The sequence below is a fragment of the Actinoallomurus bryophytorum genome (assembly GCF_006716425.1).
Taxonomy (GTDB): domain Bacteria; phylum Actinomycetota; class Actinomycetes; order Streptosporangiales; family Streptosporangiaceae; genus Actinoallomurus; species Actinoallomurus bryophytorum.
The window spans coordinates 3,025,396-3,043,826 of the sequence record NZ_VFOZ01000001.1 but is presented as its reverse complement, the minus strand read 5'-3'; the positions used below and the strand labels follow the sequence as shown (position 1 = coordinate 3,043,826).

Here is an 18,431-nt window from a genome sequence, read left to right as displayed (position 1 = left end):
GTTCGGCTTTCATTCCCGCTCGGCGGTCAGCCGCTCGGCCTTGATCTTCTGCCACTTCGCGATGAGCTCCTGTAGCTCCTCGTAGATGAACTCGAAGAAGGCCAGGGACTCGGCCATGCGCTTCCCTGCCGGAGTGTCGGGCCCGAGCGCCTCGATGCCCTCTTTGGCGCTGGCCTGCCACTTGAGGATCACCACGTCGCGGTTGACGATCGCCTCGTACCAGGCGTCGGTGTCGACCACGTAGTGGTCGCGCCGGGAGCCGGGCTCCCGCTCGCGCCGGATCAGGTTGAACTGGATGAGGTAGCGGACCGCACCCGAGACCGCGGCGGGGCTGACCTGCAGCCTCTCGGCGAGTTCGGCGGCGGTGAGGCGGCCGGAGTCGGTGCCGTGGAGCGCGGCGAAGACGCGCGCGTCCATCCGTTGCAAACCGGCGTCGACCAGCGCGGACGCGAAGCGCTCAACGAACAGGCGTACGGCCTCGGGGTCCCGCTCCGCCACACTCAACTCCTTAGGTCGGACGCTCACTTTATATGATTTACTAACTTCACGAAGTTCTGAAAGCAGTGTAACTTCGGTGGCATGACAGACGCCATATCCGTGTCCGGCTTGGTCAAGACCTTCGGCCGGACCCGCGCGCTGGACGGTCTGGACCTCACCGTCCGGGCCGGAGAGGTGCACGGCTTCCTGGGGCCCAACGGCGCGGGCAAGTCGACCACCATCCGCATCCTGCTCGGTCTCCTGCGGGCGGACTCGGGTGACGTACGGCTGCTCGACGGCGACCCGTGGCGGGACGTCGCCACCCTGCACCGGCGCATCGCGTACGTGCCCGGCGACGTCACCCTGTGGCCGAATCTCTCCGGTGGCGAGGTCATCGACCTGCTCGGCCGGCTGCGCGGAGGGCAGGACGCCAAGCGCAAGGACGAGCTGCTGGAGCGGTTCGAGCTCGACCCGAGAAAGAAGGGCCGGGCGTACTCCAAGGGCAACCGCCAGAAGGTCGCGCTGATCGCGGCCCTGTCCTCCGACGCGGAGCTGCTCATCCTGGACGAGCCGACGTCCGGCCTGGACCCCCTCATGGAGGAGGTCTTCCAGAGTTGTGTCGAGGACGAGCGCGACAGCGGGCGTACCGTCCTGCTGTCCAGCCACATCCTTTCCGAGGTCGAGGCGCTGTGCGATCGCGTCAGCATCATCCGCAAGGGCCGCACGGTGGAGACCGGCTCACTCGCCGACCTGCGCCACCTGACCCGTACCTCGATCTCGGTCGAGCTGGCGAACCCGCCGAACGGGCTTGCCGCGCTGCCCGGGGTGCACGACGCCAAGGTCGACGGCGGCCGGGCGAGCTTCGAGGTCGACAACGCCAATCTCGATGAGGTGCTGGTGCACCTGACCCAGTCGGGCGTACGCAGCCTGACCAGCCGGCCGCCGACGCTCGAGCAGCTGTTCCTGCGGCACTACGAGACCGACGCGGCGGGTACCACCGCGGCCCCGGCAGAGGAAGGCTCATGAGCGGGCTGGAGGGCACCGGACTGCTCACCAAGCTCGGGTTCCGCCGGGACCGGATCATGATGCCGTGCTGGATCTACCTCCTTACGGCGACGGCCGTGGGTACGGCCTACGGCTCCCGCGCGACGTACAGCACGCTGGCCAAGCGGCTGGAGTTCGGCGCCACCGTCAACAAGAACCCCTCCCTGCTGGCGCTGTACGGGCCGGTGCAAAATCCGTACTCCGTCGGCTCGGTGAGCCTGTGGAAGGTCGGCGGGATCGCCGCGGCGCTCGTCGCCGTGATGAGCATTCTCATCACCGTGCGGCACACACGCGCCGACGAGGAGACGGGCCGGCTGGAGCTGGTGGGCGCCGGCGTCGTCGGGCGGTACGCCGCGCTCACCGCGGGCGTGATCAACGCGATCACGGCCAACCTCGTGCTCCTTGTGCTGGTGAGCATCGGCCTGATCGCCCTGGGCCTGCCGGCCGGCGGGTCGATCGCCTTCGCGCTCCTATGGTGTGGCATCGGCGTCATGTTCGTCGGCGTCGCGGCCGTCACCGCACAACTGACGACGACCTCCCGCTCGGCCAACGGTCTGGCGATGACCGTGCTCGGCGGCTCCTATCTGCTGCGCGCCGTCGGCGACGCCGGTGGGCACGACGGCCCGACCTGGCTGACGTGGCTCTCCCCGCTGGGCTGGATGGCGTACCTGCGCCCGTACGCCGGAGAGCGCTGGTGGGTGCTGGCCATCGCGGCCGCGTTCGTCGCCGCCTGCCTCGCCACCGCGTTCGTGCTGATCGGCCGGCGTGACCTCGGCGCGGGCCTGCTGCCGGACCGCCTCGGCCCGCCCTCGGCGGCGACCGGGTTGCGGAGCCCGCTGGCGCTCGCGTGGCGGCTGCAGCGCGGGGCGCTGCTGGGCTGGATCGCCGGGTTCGCCATCTACGGCGCGGCGATCGGCGGCGTGGTCGACAGTACGCAGAACATGCTCGGCGGCAAGGGCGGCCGTGACCTGCTGAGCAAGCTCGGCGGACACGGCGGGATCGTGGACGCGTTCCTCACCACGGTCATGGGCATCATCGCGCTGCTCGCCTCCGCATACGCCGTGCAGGCCGTACTGCGGTTGCGGTCCGAGGAGACCCGCGGGCTCGCCGAACCCCTGCTGTCGACCAAGGTGGGCCGGATCGGGTGGGCGGCGAGCCACATCGCGTTCGCGGTCGTGGGTCCGGCGATCCTGATGGCGGTCGGGGGCGTCGTCATCGGCCTGATGCACGGACTGCGTGCCCACGACCTGGGCGGTGAGTTCCCCCGCGTCTTCTGGAGCGCGCTGGTGCAACTGCCCGCGGTGTGGGTGCTGACCGGGATCACGGTCCTGCTGTTCGGGTTCGTCCCGCGGATCGCGGTCGCGGCGTGGGGGGTGCTGGGCGCGTTCCTGCTGCTGGGGGAGCTCGGGCCGTTGCTGGAGCTCAAGCAGTGGATGATGGATCTCTCGCCCTTCACCCACGTGCCGAAGCTGCCCGGTGCCGCGATGCGGCCGATGCCGGTCGTCTGGCTGGCCGTGATCGCGGCGGCCCTGATCGCCGCCGGTCTGGCCGGCTTCCGCCGGCGCGACGTCGGTTAGTCCTGGTGGGCGCGGTCGGCCGCGCCCACCACGCCGTTCGCCCTGTCGGCCGCGGCGATCAGGCGGGTCAGCGTCCCGTGCAGGTCCTGGAGCTCGGTGAGGTCCATGCCGAGACGCTCGACGATCGCAGGCGGGATCCGCTCCGCCTCGGCGCGCAGCGCGTGACCCTCGTCGGTCAGCGTGACGGCCATGACCCGCTCGTCGTCACGGGCGCGTCGTCGCTGGATGAGGCCGCCGGCCTCCAGGCGCTTGAGCAGCGGCGACAGGGTGCCGGGATCGAGCCGCAGCAGGCCGCTCAGCTCCTTGACCGACAGGGGTGAGCGCCCCCAGAGGGCGAGCATGACCAGGTACTGCGGATGTGTCAGCCCCATCGGCTCCAGCAGCGGCCGGTAGACCGCGATCACGTTGCGCGAGGCGACCGCCAGCGCGAAGCACACCTGCCGCTCCAGCGCTAGCAGGTCTTCGGTGTCGCGAACATCACTCACAGGCCGGCCTCCGGATCCGTACGTTGCTCCTATTATAGTTGGTGTACCAACGGTTGGTGCACCAAGTCTTCGAGGAGGACGCATGGCGCAGAGCAGGGCATGGGAGAGGCGCCTGGCCGAGCGGCAGGCGAGCCTCGGTCAGCCGAGAGAGGGCCGGGTCTTCGAGCACGGCCCGGCCAGTTTCCTGTTCATCACGCTCATCGCGTTGGTCGTCGTCGTGCACGTCGGAGCACTCATCGTCATGATGACAATGGGACTCCACTGAGCGTTGACGTCCGCCACGGGCGTCAGCATCTGCCTGGGCGTTAGCGTCTGCCCGGGCGCAGGCGCTCGAGGAACCACCAGGCGATGCTCAGGAACACCAGGCCGAGGCCGAGCAGGACGCCCATGTCCTTCAGCCACGCCTTCTCGGTGTGGTTCCACAGCGAGTCGGGCGGAGTGCCCCGCAGCGGCGGCTGGAGGTTGTTCAGATCGACGGTCGCGGCCGTCGCCGACATTCCCCAGCGCGACGGCGCCAGCCAGGCGAGCTGTTCGAGCACGAGCTTGCCGGGCAGGGCGACGAGCGCGCCGCAGAGGATGACCTGCACCAGTGCGGTCAGCACCAGCAGCGGCATCGTCTTCTCCGACGTGCTGACCGCCGCCGAGATGAGCAGACCCATCGCCATCGAGACCATGGACAGCAGGGCCATCGCGATGATCAGCTCCAGGATCGGCGACGTCACCGCGCCGTGCGCCGGCATCTCACGCCCGCCCATCCCGATGACCACCAAGAGCGCCGACTGGATCCCGGTGATCAGACCCAGGATGAGGATCTTGGACAGCAGGTAGATGCCCGCCGAGAGGCCGGCCGCGCGTTCTCGCTCGTAGATCGCACGTTCTTTGACCAGCTCGCGTACGGCGTTTGCGGCGCCCACGAAGACCGCGCCGATGACCAGTGTGAGCAGCAGCGAGGAGGCGTCGGCGTTCTGGTGCAGTGGGCCGGCCACGCCGTGCGCGGCCGGTACGGCGCGGATCAGCGCGCCCACCACGATGGGCAAGATGCCCAGCACGGCCAGGTAGCTGCGTTCGGAAGCGATGACCGCCAGGTAACGGCGGCACAGCGTGCCGAGCTGGGACAGCCGGCCTTGCTGACGCGGCGGACGCTCCGTGTGCGATGGCTGCTGCCGCGCCTGCCCGGCGCTGCCGCCGTCGAGTCCCGACACGACGAACTGCGCGTACATCGGTGACACCTGGAACTCCGCGGCCCAGTCGCGGCCCGGCTCGTTGTCGAAAGCCTGGAAGACCTCGGCCCAGCTCTGCTTGCCGAAGAACGTCAGACCCTCCGACGGCGGCCCGTAGAAGGCGACCCGCCCGCCGGGTACGAGAACGAGCAGGCGGTCACAGGTGTCGAGGTTCGCCACGCTGTGCGTGACGACGACGATGGTGCGGCCGTCGTGGGCGAGGTCGCGCATCATCTCCATGACGGACTTGTCGAGCCCTGGGTCCAGGCCCGAGGTCGGCTCGTCCAGGAAGAGCAGCGACGGCTTGGTGAGGAGTTCCAGCGCGACGCTGACGCGCTTGCGCTGGCCGCCGGACAGCCGGTCGATACGGGTCTCCGCGTGCGCGGACAGGCTGAGTTCTTCCAGGACCTCGTCCACGCGGCGATTCCGCTCGGCCGCGCTCGTGTCGCCGGGGAACCGCAGCTCGGCGGCGTACCGGAGGGCCCGCCGCGTCGCCAGCTGCGTGTGCAGGATGTCGGCCTGGGGGACCAGACCGATGCGGTGCCGGAGCTCCGGGTAGTGCGTGTACAGGTCGCGGTGGTCGTACTGCACGTTGCCTTCGGTGGCCGGGCGCGTGCCGGTCACCGCGCCCAGCAGAGTCGACTTTCCGGCGCCGCTCGGGCCGATGACCCCGACCAGGCAGCGCTCGGGGATCGGGAAGCTCACGTGGTCGAGCAGGACCTTGCCCTTGGGCGTACGCACGGTGAGGTCCTGGGCGATGAGGGAAACGTCGCCCACGTCGACGAATTCCCGGAGTTCGTCCCCGACCAGCCGAAAGGTCGCGCGCCCGATTCCGACGAGGTCGCTTTCTTTCAACACCGCCGAAGTGACGCGCAGGCCATTGACGAAGGTGCCGTTGTGGCCGCCGAGATCGACGATTTCGTGCTGTCCGCCACCGGCTTTGCGCAGCTCGGCGTGGTAGCGCGAGACGATCAGATCGGTCAGAACGATGTCGTTGTCCGGTGCCCGGCCGATCCGCAGTGTGGGGGCCTTGACCTTGATGATCGAGGTCGGGTCGCGGTCCACGCCGGTCCGCTGGTCCATCATCGGCGGCACCGAGCAGGCCAGTGGCGCACCGGTCTCCGCGTTGCCCAGCAGGAAGACGATCTCACCCTCGATGCCCGCCCGCCGTACGCGGCGGCCACCGACGAAGGTGCCGTTGGTGCTGCCCTGATCCTCGAAGATCCAGCCGTTCTCGTCGGTGCGCAGGATCGCGTGACGCCATGACACACGGGCGTCATCGACCTGGATGTCGGCGGCCGGATCACGGCCAACCTGATAAGACCCCCCGGGCCTCAGTGTGCGAACCGTCCCCTTTGTCCGCACGACGAGAGCCGGCGGGGCCATCGACGAGACGGAGCCCTCGGCCGTCATAGCTCCGCAGTGTAGAGCGGATATCCCGAAACGCCCATCTTTCGGGCGCGATGAAATTTTGCCTATTGACGTCGGGCGTTCGGTGAAATTGGGTGAATGACATGCTGGCCCGCAGCACGACGAGCCGATGAGCACATCTTCGGCGGACCTGACCCGTCCGGACCTGCCCGCGCGGAAGCGGAGGCGCCGGTGGCCCATCGTCGTCCTGATCATCGTGCTCGTGCTGGCCGGGCTCACCGTCGTCGGCGACCGCGTCGCGGCCGCGTACGCCGAGCACCGGATCGCCTCGGAGATCCAGAAAGAGGGCTTCGGCACCCGGCCGGACGTCACGATCTACGGCTTTCCGTTCCTGACCCAGGTGCTGGACCGGCACTTCCCGCACGGCCACATCAGCGGGCGCAACGTGCCGGTCGGTGGACCGCTGACGATCAGCCGCATCGAGGGCGACGCCCGCGACGTACGGGTCGACTCGGGCTTTCGCTCGGGCACGATCGGCACGGTGGACGGCACGGCGACGGTCTCCTTCGGCGACCTGACCAAGGCCGCCGGCGAGCAGGACCTGTCCCTGACCGCCGCCGGCCCGAACACCGTCAAGGCCGACGTCGACCTCGGCATCACGACGGCGACGGCGACCGCGAAGGTCACCAAGGTCGGCAACCAGATCCGGGTGCACGCGGTGTCGGTGGAGGGGTTCCCGCTGTCCGAGCTCGGTGACGACCTCGACTTCAGCGTGCCGGTGAGCGGCCTCCCGATGGGCCTGCAGTTCAAGAGCCTGACCGTGTCGTCCAAGGGCGTCGCGCTGCGGATCACCGGCTCACACCTGAAGTTCAGCGGCTGACGTCGCCCTGACGGGCGAGCGCGTCGTTCACGATCGCCTCCAGCCGCCGATGGTGCGCACCCTTCCAGTAGATCCGGCCGCACTCCTGGCACTGGGCGAACGCGTCATGGCAGCGGCGCGTCCCGGGCTCGAGCCGGTGCTCGATCTCCTCTTTGGCGACCGGGCTGAGCTCCCCGTTGCAGGAGGTACACCGCGTCCAGGGCGCCAGCGGCGGCCGGAACCGGTCGAGCAGATCACCGAACTGCTCATCGGGCCGCGAGCCGCGCACAAAGGCCCCGAACCACAACTTCCTTCGGCGGAGCAGGCCCCGGTCCTGGGTGAGCAGAACCCGCCGCTGCGCGTTGGCCATCTCGATCAACGTGTCGTCGTCGAGATCGTTGCCATAGGCGGCGTCGACCCCGACGAGCCGCAGCCGACGCGCGACGGTGCCGAGGTGGACGTCGAGAAGAAACCTCGGTGCTGGTGTGGGCTGCGGTCGCGCCACCGCGAACACCTCGATGCGGTCACCGTTTTCTGGGTGGTACGACGGGCTGACCGGCACTCCTTGCGCCCGCATCTCACCGACCTCGGGTAGCGGGATGCCGAGGGACTCGACGACGTGGCCGAGCGACGAAGTACCGTCCACGGCCGCCTCCACCCGCCCGCCCCGATGACGGGAGGCTAGGAACAGCCGCACCTCGGCCGCGAACTCGATGACCATCGCCACGTTCTCATTGTCGCTGCTAACAGGAGTGGGTTCACATGGCGCTTCGGCCGACGGTGGCGCTATAGCTCAAGGTCGCCGCCTTAGCGGTCGGATTAATCCGACTTGGGGTATTTGGTATTAGCGCGTAGGCGTTCTAGCCGGGTAGTAGCACGAATCCCGCTTGTTGTCCCCGAAGTCCTGCTTGCGTACCACTATTTGACGCTATCCTCGATCCTGCCTCGAGTCTCCTTTGCAGGAGCATGCTCTTGCTTTGGCATGCTTCGGCTTAGTGGCGCCAGCATGGACTGAATGGATACGTCTGTTTTCGAGAGGGAGATAATGACTGATCTGCATGAAATGGACTGGCGAAAAAGCTCCCGTTCAATGCTTAACGGGAGCTGTGTCGAGGTGGTGGCTGTGCTCGCCGACTCTACCGCCGATCGGCCTGCTGGGCTGTAAGCTCACCGTCTTGTGTGGCGACGGTAACTCACCTTTCACCCGAAGCCCATAGCTCATTAACCGTTCTTCTGATCAGCTGACGCGACTCGTCGGGATCAAGTGACGCTTCGTGCAATTTTTCGAAGACCAAAGCGTGCTGATATATCAATGCGGCATCGTCGATATAGAGATGCCCGTCGGTGAAGTTCTCAAGGTATACAACGTCGCCGAATTCTGGAATTCGCAGAGACATGATCGGGCCGGCCGAAGTGACGTGGAGTCCGGATAGTGAAAGTATCTGAAGCCTGACATTGGGTAGCTCAGAAGCGTCGATAAGGTGATGCAACTGTTCCCGCATCACGGCGCGTTCATCGATCTGTCGTCGGAGCACCGCTTCATCGATGATGACCGACAGCTTCAGTGGATCGTTGGATGAGATGACCCGTTGTCGGTTCAGACGTACCTCAAGCCGCCGTTCGAGTTCGGGTGGCGGGACGCTTGTGATCGACTGCCACATGTGGATCACCCGACGAGCGTAGGCCCTGGTCTGAAGGAGCCCGGGAATCACCATGGGTTCATAGTTCAGAGCCGTGGAGGCCTCCGCCTCAAAGCTGATCAAGGACAGCAACTCGGGTGAAAGGATGTCGGCGTAAGCGTCCCACCACTTCTTGTGTCCATCCTCCGCGACGAGTGAGATCAGTGTCTCGCGCTGCTCGCCGCCCACCTCGTAGAGCCCCAGAAGGCGTTCGACGTCGTTGGGCTTGAGCCGGATACGGGCGTTCTCGACGCGGGAAACCTTGCTCGCCGACCAACCGAGACGCTGGGCGACCTCGTCGGCGGTGAGGAGGGCGAGTTCGCGCAATCGCTTGAGTTCGGCGGCGGCTCTTCGCTGGCGAATGCTTCGACCGGTCCGGGTGCTCACCTGTCGGCCGCCTCTCCTGGGAGACGTGTGGCGAAAGCTCATTATGCCTCAGGCAGGGCGATAGCAGAAGAGATAGTTGCACGACAAGAATCGCAGCTTCGATTCGAAAGCCAGGCGCAAAGTCGGTGACAACCTCCTCTTGGCCGTTGTCGCCGCTACCTGCAGCCATGAAGCACGTGCTACATCGGGCCGAATTACTAGGAGCATCATAAATTGGCCGACGCCAGTGGATTTCCAGGTCGCCCGTTCCGGCCTGGAACGGGACAAAGGTGATCTTCCGCGATTACGTTGTTCGTCTTCGCCGAATGCCCTAGGTTGCAAACATGGCGAGCGCGCTCTGTGGGTCTTCCAGTATACGTTAATGTGTTCGCTCATATTGAAATTAAATCGGTTAAAGCCGATCAGTGAAGCATGCATAAAGAAGGGATTATGATGACTGACTCAAATGAACTTCACTGGAAAAAGAGTTGCCGGTCGATGACGAATGGGGCGTGTGTCGAGGTGGCGCGGACCTCGGACCTCTCGGTTGCCAACCGTCCCGCCGAGCTGCGAACCAGGCCGTGCCTGACGGGCGTGGTTCAGCCGCCGGGCGGTGTCCACAGCTCATCAGCGATTCTTCTGATTAGCTGATGTGATTCGTCGGCACTGAGCGACGCATTCTTCAACTGTTCAAAGACCCGGGCGTGCTGATAAATAATGGCGGCGTCATCGATATAGAGGTGACCGCTGATGAAGTCCTCTAGATAGACGACGTCGCCAAAGTCCGGGATGCCTAACGAAATTATCGGTCCGGCTGCGGTGGCATGTAGTCCGGACAGTGGCAGTATCCGGAGTTCGACGTTGGGTAGTTCTGAGGCGTCCATGAGGTGATGTAGCTGCTCCTGCATCACCGAAGGCTCGGCGATCTGCCGCCTGAGCACCGCTTCGTCGATGATGGCGGACAGCTTCAACGGATCACCGGATGAGATGACCCGCTGGCGCGTTAGACGCACCTCGAGTCGCCGCTCGAGTTCAGGTGGAGGGATGGTCGTGATCGACTGCCACATGTAGATGACTTGGCGGGCGTAAGCCTCAGTCTGGAGCAGTCCCGGCATCACCATGGGCTCGTAGTTCAGTTCGGACGATGCCTCCGCCTCGAAGCTGATCAAGGTCAGGAGATCGGACGAGAGGATGTCCGTGTAGGCATCCCACCATCGCTTGTTCCCATCCCCTTCGATGAGGGAGATGAGCATGCCGCGCTGTTCGTCGGTCACCTCATAGAGGCTCAGTAGTAGCCTCACGTCGTCCGTCCTGAGCCGGATGCGGGCGTTCTCGACCCGGGAGACCTTGCTCGCTGACCAGCCGAGCCGCTGGGCGACCTCGTCGCCGGTGAGAAGCGCGAGCTCGCGCAGTCTCTTGAGTTCGGCGGCGGCCCTGCGCTGGCGGACACTTCGGCCGCTCCGAGCGCTCATGCCGGCTGCCTCCCGTGTGGCTGGTGATACGAACTTATTATGAGCCACGATCGGCGAGAGTAGAAGAGATACTTGCACGGCAACGATCGCAAGTTCGATTCGCGATTCAAATTGTATTCTTTGCGCTCAATGACTCTTATGAATGAGAATTTGCTAAAAGGTTGCTGGAATGGCCATAGCGAAGATATAACTTGATTCAGTCACGGCCCAGCCGGCGGGCTCGCTCCCATCAACGAACGGAGTGACGCTATGTCCTGCGGTATCCGACGCCCTTTATGGGACAGGACGCTGGTGTTCGCGCGGCGCCAGGTGCACCGCCTCAGGCCATGGTGCGAAGGGCTGGCCCTGCTGGTAGCGCTCACGGTGACTTACGCGCGGCTCCGGACGGAGATCGGGAGTTGGCAGGCACTGCTTGCCGCGATCGGTGCACCACTGACGGTACTCAAGGGCACCTGGAGCTTTCACCTGATCGCCGGTCGCGTTCGGCGTCAATTCCCGGATCTCTTCGATGGGCGGTCACCCCACGAAGCTCATTCCGCCCAGGAACTCGTTCGCCAACGACCGGATCGCGAAATCCCGGCACCCGTGGTGGCCTGGACACCGCTTCTCGTCGCGACCATCGCCCGGGTCAGCGACGCCGACGGTGACAAGGTCGTCGTAGTTGTCTCGGCGTGCCCGGCTCCTCATCCCTCTCCGGTGATCCCCATGGGGAAGGCGAGGACGTCACCGCCGGGGCGGAACGGGCCGAGCAGGGCGGACTCCGTGCCGTACACCTCGCCCGCGACCAGGTCCGCCAGCAGCGGGGCCAGTGTGACGCCGTCGCGTGTGACGACCGCGTAGACGTTCTCGGCGTCGTCCACGAAGCCGGCCATCGTGCGGCCGCGGGCCGGGGCGGCGTGCTGGGCCACCCGTACCCGCTCGATGTGCGCGCCCTCCGTGCCCGTCAGAACCTCCGGCAGGCGTGCCAGCAGTTCGGCGCCGATCCGGTGTGCGGCCGGCAGCGCCGGGTCGGCGAAGGCGTCCAGGTCGGGTGCCCGCAGGAGCAGCCGGCCGCCGCCGTCCGGGCGGACGTTCAGGCGGTCGGTGGACAGGACGCGCGACAGGGGCGTGGGCAGTGACGTCGTGGTGGCCAGGAACCCGTTGGTGTCCGCGCCCGGCACCCAAGGATCGAGCATCGGGACGTCCAGCAGCAGGCCGGTCCAGTGGCCGGCGCAGCTGACCACGACATCCGTCGTACGGACGCTGCCGTCCGCGAGGACCACGCTCGCGCCCACCGCGCCCGACCTCACCTCGCGTACGCCCACCCCGGTCTCGACCTCCGCGCCACCCGCCCTTGCCTCGGCCAGGAGGCGGCCCAGCAGCCGGGCCGGGAAGACGTGTGCCTCCTCCGAGAACAGCACGTACTCGGTGCCCTCCGGACGTGGGGCGAGTCCGGGCTCCAGTTCGATGGCACGCTCGGCGGTGATCCGCTCGACCGCGTAGTCGCGTCCGCGCAGACGTTCCACCCGGCGGTTCAGCTCGGCCAGGACCGACTCGCCGGTCGCCCACTCCAGGTGGCCGGTGGGACGGAACGCGTCGCTGCCCAGCGCGTGATGGGCGTGCACCGCGGCGTGGGTCAGCGTGAAGTACGAGTCTGAGTCGGCGTGGTTCGCGTTGACCCGCCCGAACGACGCGCCGGTGGTGCCGGCACCGGGGAAACGCTCTTCCAGTACGGTGACCCGCGCGCCGCGGCGGGTCAGCCCGGCCGCCACCGCGGCCCCCACGATCCCGGCTCCGATGACCACGACGCGCACGAGGGCTCCTTTCGCTCCCCCGCGCGATTGCGGAGGCCCCATCCGCGACGGTAGCGAAGACAGAGGGCGGGTTCATCGCTATTCGAGCTGGTCAGGGGGCGTGTCGAGACGGGAGAGCGTCGTCAGCCGCTCACCGCGAGCCGGTAGCCGCCCGGCGTGATCCCGTAGTAGCGGCCGAACCAGCGCGTGAGATGCGCCTGGTCGGCGAAGCCGGTACGGGCGGCGATGTCGCTCAGCGGCCGGCCCTGCGCGATCATCCGCCGTGCGGCGCGCAGCCGCAGCTGACGCTGGTAGTCGCTGGGTGCCATCCCGTACGCCGACCGGAACGCGCGGTAGACCGCGTAGCGGGTACGGCCCGTCGCGGCGGCCAGGTCGTCGGCGGTGACGTCCTCGAGGTCGGCGTCGTGGATCAGCCTGCGCGCCACGTCGGCCACCCGTGCGGCGTCGCGCGGTGTACGTGGGCGCGGCACCGACCTCGTCGCGCGACGGGACACGGCGGCGACGGTGGCGGTGAGCAGCTCGTCGCGGCGCAGGGCCGGGGCCCCGCCGAGCAGCGCCGCGTGCAGGGCGCGCAGGTTCCTCGCGATGAGCGGATCCTCGATCACGGGATCGGCGAACAGTGGCAGGCCGTTCGGGCGGCCGGCAACGTCGGCGAGCACGTCGCCCACCAGGTCCGGGCCGATGTGCACCATGCGGTAGGTGAAGCCGAGCTCGTCGCCGGCGTGACCGTCGTGCGGGTCGTCGGGGTTGAAGGCCATGACCATGCCGGTCGCGCTGGTGTACGCCTCACCCCGGCAGGTGAACGCCTGGGCGCCGCTCTCGGTGACGCCGAAGGAGTAGGACTCGTGACTGTGCCGGTGGTAGACATGCCGCTCGAAATGGGCGTGCATGGCCTCCAGCGGCCGGTCCGCCGAGTGCCAGTAACGGGACCAGTCCAGGGGCACGCCTCCATTGTGACCGGGGACCGCACCGCGCACGAGCGTTCAATACGCCCGGGCGGTAGCCGCGCCAGCCTGGGGGCATGCGATTCGACACCAAGATCGGCATCGTCGTACGCGACGACCTGGCCGTCTGGCAGAAGCTCAACGTCACCGCGTTCCTGGCCGGCGCGGTGGCCGGCGGTGTCGCCGACGTCATCGGTGAGCCCTACGAGGACGGCTCCGGCAACGCGTACCTGCCGATGTTCCGCCAGCCCGTACTCGTGTACGCCGCCGATGCCGGGACGCTGGGGCGCGTACGCAGCACGGCGCTCGGCCGCGGGCTGGAGACCGCGGTGTTCACCGAGGACATGTTCAAGACCGGGCACGACGCCGCCAACCGCGCCGTCGTACGCGCCGTGCCCGCCGACGAGCTGTCGCTGGTGGGACTGGCGGTCTACGGGCCGAAGAACCCCCTCGACAAGACGCTCAAGGGGCTGGCCCTTCACCCCTAGTCCAGTGACACGTCGTCGTACTTGGCCGACATCGGGTCGCCGAAGTAACCGTCGTCGTGGCTCAGGAGCGTGAGGGTGTAGGCGTGGCCACCGACGACCGGGGCGCTCACGTGCTGCCAGGTGTTGTCGAGCGTGCAGGTCTTCGGAAGCACGGTACGGCTGCTCCCGGTCGTGTCGTCCTTCAGCGACGCCGTCGTCCAGTCGTACTTCTCCCGGTCCAGGCAGTTCGCGTTGTACCAGAGGGACAACCTGCGGTGGTTCCTGGCTGCCACGAAACGCTGCCGGATCGAGGAGTCGCCCTTGTGCGGGTCGTCGGGGTCGCCGACCAGCGCGGAGTACTTGCCGCTGTGCGGGTGGTCCTTGGTCACGGCGGTCACGCCGGAAGTGGTCCAGCCGGACAGGTTCCCGGCCTCGAACCCGCCGTTGGCGATGCCGGCCGGGGGCGGTGCGGTCGGGGTCCTGCCGGTGCCGGCCCTGAGCCGCTGGATCCCCGTCTTGGTGGCGGGCAGGCGGGCGTCCGCCTTGGCCAGCGGCGACCTCGTGGCCTTGAAGGCGTCCACCCCGTTGGGCGTGCCGAGCCCGGTCGGGCCGTCGTAGCCTGGGCCGGCGGTGCAGAGGTAGTCCGGGGAGCAGCTGCCGGTGCTGCCCTTGACGACGTCGTTCAGCGCCTGCGGGCGGGCGTACGGGAGGGCGGCCGCGTAGCCGCCGGCGGGCAGCGAACCGGCCAGCGCGTAAGCACCGGCGATGATCGGTGCCGAGGCGCTGGTCCCGCCGACGACCTGCCAGCCGCCGAACCCGTAGGTGTCGTAGACGGCGACGCCCGTACGCGGGTCGGCGACCGCGGAGACGTCGGAGACGGTACGCCGCGGGCACCCGGCGTCCTTCTGCCAGGCCGGCTTGGCCGCGTGCACCGAGCAGCCGGAGCCCGCGCCGCTCCAGGCGGTCTCGCTCCAGCCGCGCGTGCCCGCGCCACGGATGAGCGATGTGCCACCGACCGCGGTGACGCGCGGGGACGTGGCCGGGAACAGCACGCCGTACCCGCCGTCGCCGGAGGCGGCCGTGATCGCGACGCCGGGATGGTCGAAGTGGGTGAAGTCGGCGGCCTTGGCCGAGGACTCCTCCGGGCCGCCGTAGCTGTTGGAGATGTACTTCGCGCCCATCCGCACGGCCGTGTCGACGCCGGTGCCGAGGCTGCTGATGGCGGGCTGTTCCGCCTCGACGAGCAGGATGTGGCAGTTGGGGCACGCCGCCGACGCCATGTCGAGGTCGAGCGACTCCTCCTCGGCCCAGCCGGTGTCCGGGGGCGGCAGAGTGGTGCCGCCGGTGGCGTTGACCTTCTTGAAGCAGCCGTTCGCGGTGGTGCAGGGTGGCAGCCCGTACTGGGCCCGGTAGACGGCGAGATCGGACTCGGCCTTCGGGTCGTCGTACACGTTGATGATCGCGATCGTCTGTCCCCGCCCTTCGGACGCGGGCAGGTTGTAGGCGCTCCGCAGGTCGAGCGCCCCGAGCCCGGCGGGCTTGCCCAGCGGCTGAACGCCGTGCTGGGGGACCACGTCGGTGCGTACGAGCGCCAGACAGGTCACCTGCCCGGCCCGCGGCGGATCGGGACAGGCGCGCTTGACGGGCACCGCGGAGAGAGGATCGATGTTTCCCCCGGCGGACGCCGGAGCGGAGGTAAGGGCGAACGCGACCAATGCGGCGAGTCCGGCTGGTCTCAGCTGCCGGGCGAGCGTGGATGACATCCTGCTCCCTTCATCGCGGGAGCCGTGCTCCTGGCGGCAGCCCCTCGACCGCGGTGGCCGGATCAGCCACCCACCGCAAATCAGTCATTTACTTTTGGTTCGCATTTTCTGGCCTCGTTGCGAGGTCGCACACAATCCGATGCCCGCCGGGCGATGGTATCAATCTGGCGGCGGCCTGCTAAGAGGCATCGTCGCTGAACAGCGGTGCCTTTCCCGCAAATACCGTCTATTGCATGAAATGCATTACATGCGGTTTGAGAACGTCCCGGCAAAGGTCATTTTCAGCAAGAGTCCGTCGGCGGCGAAACCGGGAAGAATTCTTCGCGTGACGACCTGTGCTGGCGAGGCGGTCGGTCGCGCGGCACACTGTGGCGTGCCTGGAATGTCCCGCACGGAACCGGAGAGACCGCTGTCTTCCCCAAGTGAGCACCCCGCGTCCGAGGCGGCGACTCGTTACGAGCCTCCCGCCGTGCTGCGGTTCGCGTCCGAGATCGTTGCCTGGGTGGCCACGCCGTGGGCGCTGGCTGTGCACTCGCCGGTGCTTGCCGGGGCGGCGCTTCTGCTGCTCATCGGGCTGCCCACGGTCTTCGCGACGCCTGGTGACAAGGTCGCGGTCGTGGTGGAGGTTCCGGGAGAGGTGACGATCGGGCTCAGCGTGTTGCAGCTGCTCGCCGCCGTGGTCGCGGCTTGGGCGGCATGGCCTGTGCCGGTAGCCATGCTCGTCTGGGTGCTGGTAGGCGTGACGATCTACGCGGAGCTGCCGCGCTGGAAGCGTCTGGCCGGGGGTGATCTCACAATTCCGGGGCCGTTGCGGCTGGTGAACGACATCCTCGCCTTCGTCGTCGAGCTCGTGGCACTGGCCGTGTTCGCCTGGTGGGGGGCCGCTACGGGTGGCGGGCTCGTCCTCAGTCTCGTGCTGGGTATCGGGGCGCCCCTGGTGGCCGCCGTGGTCTGGGGAATCTTCGCCTCGCCCAAGGCCCAGGTGAAGCTCCCGCCGTACGGTGTCGCCGCCGTCCAGGGGCTCGTCTTCTTCGTGGCGTTGATCTGCCTTGACCTGCTCGGGCACCGCACCCTGGCCGTCCTTTTCGGCGTCGTCGCCGCGGCCAACATGGTCATCGGCAGGCTCGACCGTGACGCCGACCTCTGGTGGGAGCGACGTTCGGCCTGACGGGGTTCCGATCGGCTGGTGTCAGCGCGCCTTTCGGTTGATTCGGTATGGCCCACCGGTCGATGCGCCGCCAGAGATGTTTTCGTCACTCTTGACGAGCCCCGCCAGACGGTGCGGGCATCGAAGGGAGAGATCGGCATGCGGGGACGCGGGACGACATTAGTGATCACGGCGGCGATGGCGGCGGCGCTGTCCCTGGCCGGGCCGTCCGCGGCCGCCGTGCGGACGGCGAACGGTGACTGGCCGACCTGGCAGGGGGACCGGCTGGGCGACAGGTTCAACCCGGCCGAGCACGACATCACCCCGGCCAACGTGGGCGGGTTGAAGCTCAAGTGGGCGTTCGCGTATCCGCAGCAGGCCGGGACGCCGCGCAGTCAGCCGGCCGTCGTCGGTGGCACCGTGTACTTCGGCGGTCCGGACGGGCGGATGTACGCCCGCGACGCGCGTACCGGCGCCGCGCGGTGGAGCTTCGATCTCGCCTCGGTGGGTACCGGCGGCACGCAGGTGCAGGACGGTCCGGCCGTGGCGCGCGGGAAGGTCTACTTCGGCGACGTACGCGGCTACCTGTACGCGCTCGACCAGCGCACCGGGCGGCTGGAATGGGTGCGGCGGCTCGACGACACCCTCGGCGCCATCGTCACGAGCTCCCCGCTCGTCTTCGGCGACCGGGTCTACGTCGGGGTGTCCAGCGGCGAGAACGTCATCGGCAAGGACCACGCGTGCTGTACGTTCCGCGGCCATCTCGACGCGCTCGACGCCGACACCGGGCTCCCGGCCTGGCGTTACTACACCGTGCCGAAGCCCCGCCAGGACGGGACCTGGCCGAACGGCCTGCCGAAGTACGCACCCTCCGGAGGGGGCGTGTGGAGCACCCCGGCCGTCGACCCGGTCACCCGCACCCTCTACGTCGGCACCGGGCAGAACTACACCGGCAGCGGCGGCCACTTCGATTCCGTACTGGCGCTCGACACCACGACCGGACGGGCGCGCTGGACGCGGAAGATGACCGACGTCGACACCTGGCGCGCGGAGTGCGGCAGTGACCAGCCGGAGGACCAGAAGTACTGCCCCAACCTGCCGGACGGCACCGCTCTGGACTTCGACCTCGGTGCCGCGCCCAACGTGTTCACCGCGGGTGGGCGGCGTCTGGTCGGCATCGGGCAGAAGGTCGGTGTCTACCACGTACTCGACGCACGTACGGGCAAGGCGGTCTGGCGACGGCAGCTGTCCGAGCCGATGCCGAACGGTGGTCTGTCCGGCATCCAGTGGGGTTCGAGCTACGACGGCCACCGGCTGTACGTCGCGACGTACATGGCGAATCCGGGGACGCTGTTCGCCCTCGATCCGGCCACCGGGCACGTGCTGTGGCAGACGCCGAGCCCGGCGGACGGGTGCACCACGGGAGGCGCCGCCGCGTACCCGGACATCTGCCAGCGCGGCTTCACGCCGGCGGTGACCACCACGCCCGGTCTCGTCTGGGAGGGCGGCATGGACGGCAAGATGCGCGCCTACTCCGCGAGCACCGGCAAGATCCTGTGGAGCTACGACACGATGCGTGACGTCCAGGGCGTCAACGGCCTGCCGGGTCGTGGCGGCGCGCTGTCCGGCGGCGGTGGCGCGGTCGTCTCCCACGGCCTGCTCTACACCCAGGCCGGCTACGCCTTCACCCCGTACCCGAACGACCGGGGCTCGGCGCTCATGGTCTTCGGACGCTGACCGGCACCGGGACCGGGACCGGACCGGGGA

18 protein-coding genes are annotated in these 18,431 nt (G+C 68.0%); 9 read left to right on the top strand and 9 right to left on the bottom strand.

Annotated features, from left to right (window positions below; all coding sequences use genetic code 11):
* Window positions 1–9: 9 nt before the first annotated feature.
* Entirely contained in the window at window positions 10–498 is a 489-nt protein-coding gene (locus tag FB559_RS14050) for a GbsR/MarR family transcriptional regulator (RefSeq protein ID WP_221640021.1), read from the bottom strand.
* Between the two features lie 81 nt (window positions 499–579).
* On the opposite strand from FB559_RS14050, the gene FB559_RS14045 reads away from it, so the two are divergent.
* Both FB559_RS14045 and FB559_RS14040 read left to right on the top strand, forming a co-directional pair.
* Window positions 580–1,503: an ABC transporter ATP-binding protein gene (locus FB559_RS14045; protein WP_141956029.1), complete on the top strand. Its 924-nt coding sequence runs from the start codon at window positions 580–582 to the stop codon at window positions 1,501–1,503.
* The gene (locus tag FB559_RS14040; protein ID WP_141956028.1) at window positions 1,500–3,098 is read left to right on the top strand and encodes an ABC transporter permease; all 1,599 of its coding nucleotides are present in this window, start codon (window positions 1,500–1,502) and stop codon (window positions 3,096–3,098) included. The genes FB559_RS14045 and FB559_RS14040 overlap by 4 nt, the downstream gene beginning before the upstream one ends.
* Here FB559_RS14040 and FB559_RS14035 read toward each other — a convergent pair.
* The gene (locus FB559_RS14035) at window positions 3,095–3,583 is read right to left on the bottom strand and encodes a MarR family winged helix-turn-helix transcriptional regulator (protein WP_246121574.1); all 489 of its coding nucleotides are present in this window, start codon (window positions 3,581–3,583) and stop codon (window positions 3,095–3,097) included. The genes FB559_RS14040 and FB559_RS14035 overlap by 4 nt on opposite strands.
* 82 nt (window positions 3,584–3,665) lie before the next feature.
* Here FB559_RS14035 and FB559_RS14030 point away from each other — a divergent pair, with 82 nt between their 5' ends.
* Window positions 3,666–3,848 (top strand): hypothetical protein, encoded by a 183-nt coding sequence (locus FB559_RS14030; protein WP_141956026.1) that lies wholly within the window; start codon window positions 3,666–3,668, stop codon window positions 3,846–3,848.
* Between the two features lie 40 nt (window positions 3,849–3,888).
* Here FB559_RS14030 and FB559_RS14025 read toward each other — a convergent pair whose 3' ends face one another.
* Window positions 3,889–6,189, bottom strand: coding sequence for an FHA domain-containing protein (locus tag FB559_RS14025; RefSeq protein ID WP_141961678.1), 2,301 nt, complete (start codon window positions 6,187–6,189; stop codon window positions 3,889–3,891).
* A 154-nt stretch (window positions 6,190–6,343) separates the two neighbouring features.
* Here FB559_RS14025 and FB559_RS14020 point away from each other — a divergent pair, with 154 nt between their 5' ends.
* The gene (locus tag FB559_RS14020; protein WP_141956025.1) at window positions 6,344–7,054 is read left to right on the top strand and encodes an LmeA family phospholipid-binding protein; all 711 of its coding nucleotides are present in this window, start codon (window positions 6,344–6,346) and stop codon (window positions 7,052–7,054) included.
* Here the strand turns inward: FB559_RS14020 and FB559_RS14015 are convergent.
* The gene (locus FB559_RS14015; protein WP_141961677.1) at window positions 7,044–7,754 is read right to left on the bottom strand and encodes a Mut7-C RNAse domain-containing protein; all 711 of its coding nucleotides are present in this window, start codon (window positions 7,752–7,754) and stop codon (window positions 7,044–7,046) included. The genes FB559_RS14020 and FB559_RS14015 overlap by 11 nt on opposite strands.
* Before the next feature lie 294 nt (window positions 7,755–8,048).
* Between FB559_RS14015 and FB559_RS46695 the strand changes: the two genes are divergently transcribed.
* Window positions 8,049–8,198 (top strand): DUF397 domain-containing protein, encoded by a 150-nt coding sequence (locus tag FB559_RS46695; RefSeq protein ID WP_386694305.1) that lies wholly within the window; start codon window positions 8,049–8,051, stop codon window positions 8,196–8,198.
* A gap of 28 nt (window positions 8,199–8,226) precedes the next feature.
* Here the strand turns inward: FB559_RS46695 and FB559_RS14005 are convergent, their stop codons facing one another.
* Window positions 8,227–9,099 (bottom strand): helix-turn-helix domain-containing protein, encoded by an 873-nt coding sequence (locus tag FB559_RS14005; RefSeq protein ID WP_185792197.1) that lies wholly within the window; start codon window positions 9,097–9,099, stop codon window positions 8,227–8,229.
* A gap of 411 nt (window positions 9,100–9,510) precedes the next feature.
* On the opposite strand from FB559_RS14005, the gene FB559_RS46690 reads away from it, so the two are divergent.
* Entirely contained in the window at window positions 9,511–9,729 is a 219-nt protein-coding gene (locus FB559_RS46690) for a DUF397 domain-containing protein (protein WP_141956022.1), read from the top strand.
* Here the strand turns inward: FB559_RS46690 and FB559_RS13995 are convergent.
* The 3 genes from FB559_RS13995 to FB559_RS13985 form a co-directional block, all read right to left on the bottom strand.
* Window positions 9,678–10,550: a helix-turn-helix domain-containing protein gene (locus tag FB559_RS13995; protein WP_141956021.1), complete on the bottom strand. Its 873-nt coding sequence runs from the start codon at window positions 10,548–10,550 to the stop codon at window positions 9,678–9,680. The two genes, FB559_RS46690 and FB559_RS13995, sit on opposite strands and share 52 nt — an antisense overlap.
* 683 nt (window positions 10,551–11,233) lie before the next feature.
* Entirely contained in the window at window positions 11,234–12,343 is a 1,110-nt protein-coding gene (locus FB559_RS13990) for an NAD(P)/FAD-dependent oxidoreductase (protein WP_185792196.1), read from the bottom strand.
* A 122-nt stretch (window positions 12,344–12,465) separates the two neighbouring features.
* A complete protein-coding gene (locus tag FB559_RS13985) occupies window positions 12,466–13,287 on the bottom strand; it encodes an AraC family transcriptional regulator (protein WP_246121572.1) in 822 nt (273 codons plus the stop codon).
* Window positions 13,288–13,364: 77 nt separating this feature from the next.
* On the opposite strand from FB559_RS13985, the gene FB559_RS13980 reads away from it, so the two are divergent.
* Window positions 13,365–13,775 carry a DUF2000 family protein gene (locus FB559_RS13980; protein WP_141956019.1) on the top strand — a complete coding sequence of 137 codons (411 nt, stop codon included), beginning with the start codon at window positions 13,365–13,367 and terminating at the stop codon, window positions 13,773–13,775.
* On the opposite strand, the gene FB559_RS13975 is transcribed toward FB559_RS13980, so the two are convergent.
* Window positions 13,772–15,517, bottom strand: coding sequence for a S53 family peptidase (locus FB559_RS13975; RefSeq protein ID WP_221640019.1), 1,746 nt, complete (start codon window positions 15,515–15,517; stop codon window positions 13,772–13,774). The genes FB559_RS13980 and FB559_RS13975 overlap by 4 nt on opposite strands.
* 469 nt (window positions 15,518–15,986) lie before the next feature.
* On the opposite strand from FB559_RS13975, the gene FB559_RS13970 reads away from it, so the two are divergent.
* Together FB559_RS13970 and FB559_RS13965 are read left to right on the top strand one after the other, a co-directional pair.
* Window positions 15,987–16,685, top strand: coding sequence for a YrdB family protein (locus tag FB559_RS13970; protein WP_141956018.1), 699 nt, complete (start codon window positions 15,987–15,989; stop codon window positions 16,683–16,685).
* Between the two features lie 138 nt (window positions 16,686–16,823).
* Window positions 16,824–18,401, top strand: a complete 1,578-nt coding sequence (locus tag FB559_RS13965) for an outer membrane protein assembly factor BamB family protein (RefSeq protein WP_141956017.1) — start codon at window positions 16,824–16,826, stop codon at window positions 18,399–18,401.
* Window positions 18,402–18,431: the final 30 nt, after the last annotated feature.

What these genes read in the sequence shown, in the direction of transcription:
- FB559_RS14045 (WP_141956029.1), top strand. Translation starts at nt 580, where the DNA reads ATGACAGACGCCATATCCGTGTCCGGCTTGGTCAAGACCTTCGGCCGG.
- FB559_RS14040 (WP_141956028.1), top strand. Translation starts at nt 1,500, where the DNA reads ATGAGCGGGCTGGAGGGCACCGGACTGCTCACCAAGCTCGGGTTCCGC.
- FB559_RS14030 (WP_141956026.1), top strand. Translation starts at nt 3,666, where the DNA reads ATGGCGCAGAGCAGGGCATGGGAGAGGCGCCTGGCCGAGCGGCAGGCG.
- FB559_RS14025 (WP_141961678.1), bottom strand. Translation starts at nt 6,189, where the DNA reads ATGGCCCCGCCGGCTCTCGTCGTGCGGACAAAGGGGACGGTTCGCACA.
- FB559_RS14020 (WP_141956025.1), top strand. Translation starts at nt 6,344, where the DNA reads ATGAGCACATCTTCGGCGGACCTGACCCGTCCGGACCTGCCCGCGCGG.
- FB559_RS14015 (WP_141961677.1), bottom strand. Translation starts at nt 7,754, where the DNA reads ATGGTCATCGAGTTCGCGGCCGAGGTGCGGCTGTTCCTAGCCTCCCGT.
- FB559_RS46695 (WP_386694305.1), top strand. Translation starts at nt 8,049, where the DNA reads ATGGATACGTCTGTTTTCGAGAGGGAGATAATGACTGATCTGCATGAA.
- FB559_RS46690 (WP_141956022.1), top strand. Translation starts at nt 9,511, where the DNA reads ATGCATAAAGAAGGGATTATGATGACTGACTCAAATGAACTTCACTGG.
- FB559_RS13995 (WP_141956021.1), bottom strand. Translation starts at nt 10,550, where the DNA reads ATGAGCGCTCGGAGCGGCCGAAGTGTCCGCCAGCGCAGGGCCGCCGCC.
- FB559_RS13980 (WP_141956019.1), top strand. Translation starts at nt 13,365, where the DNA reads ATGCGATTCGACACCAAGATCGGCATCGTCGTACGCGACGACCTGGCC.
- FB559_RS13975 (WP_221640019.1), bottom strand. Translation starts at nt 15,517, where the DNA reads ATGTCATCCACGCTCGCCCGGCAGCTGAGACCAGCCGGACTCGCCGCA.
- FB559_RS13965 (WP_141956017.1), top strand. Translation starts at nt 16,824, where the DNA reads ATGCGGGGACGCGGGACGACATTAGTGATCACGGCGGCGATGGCGGCG.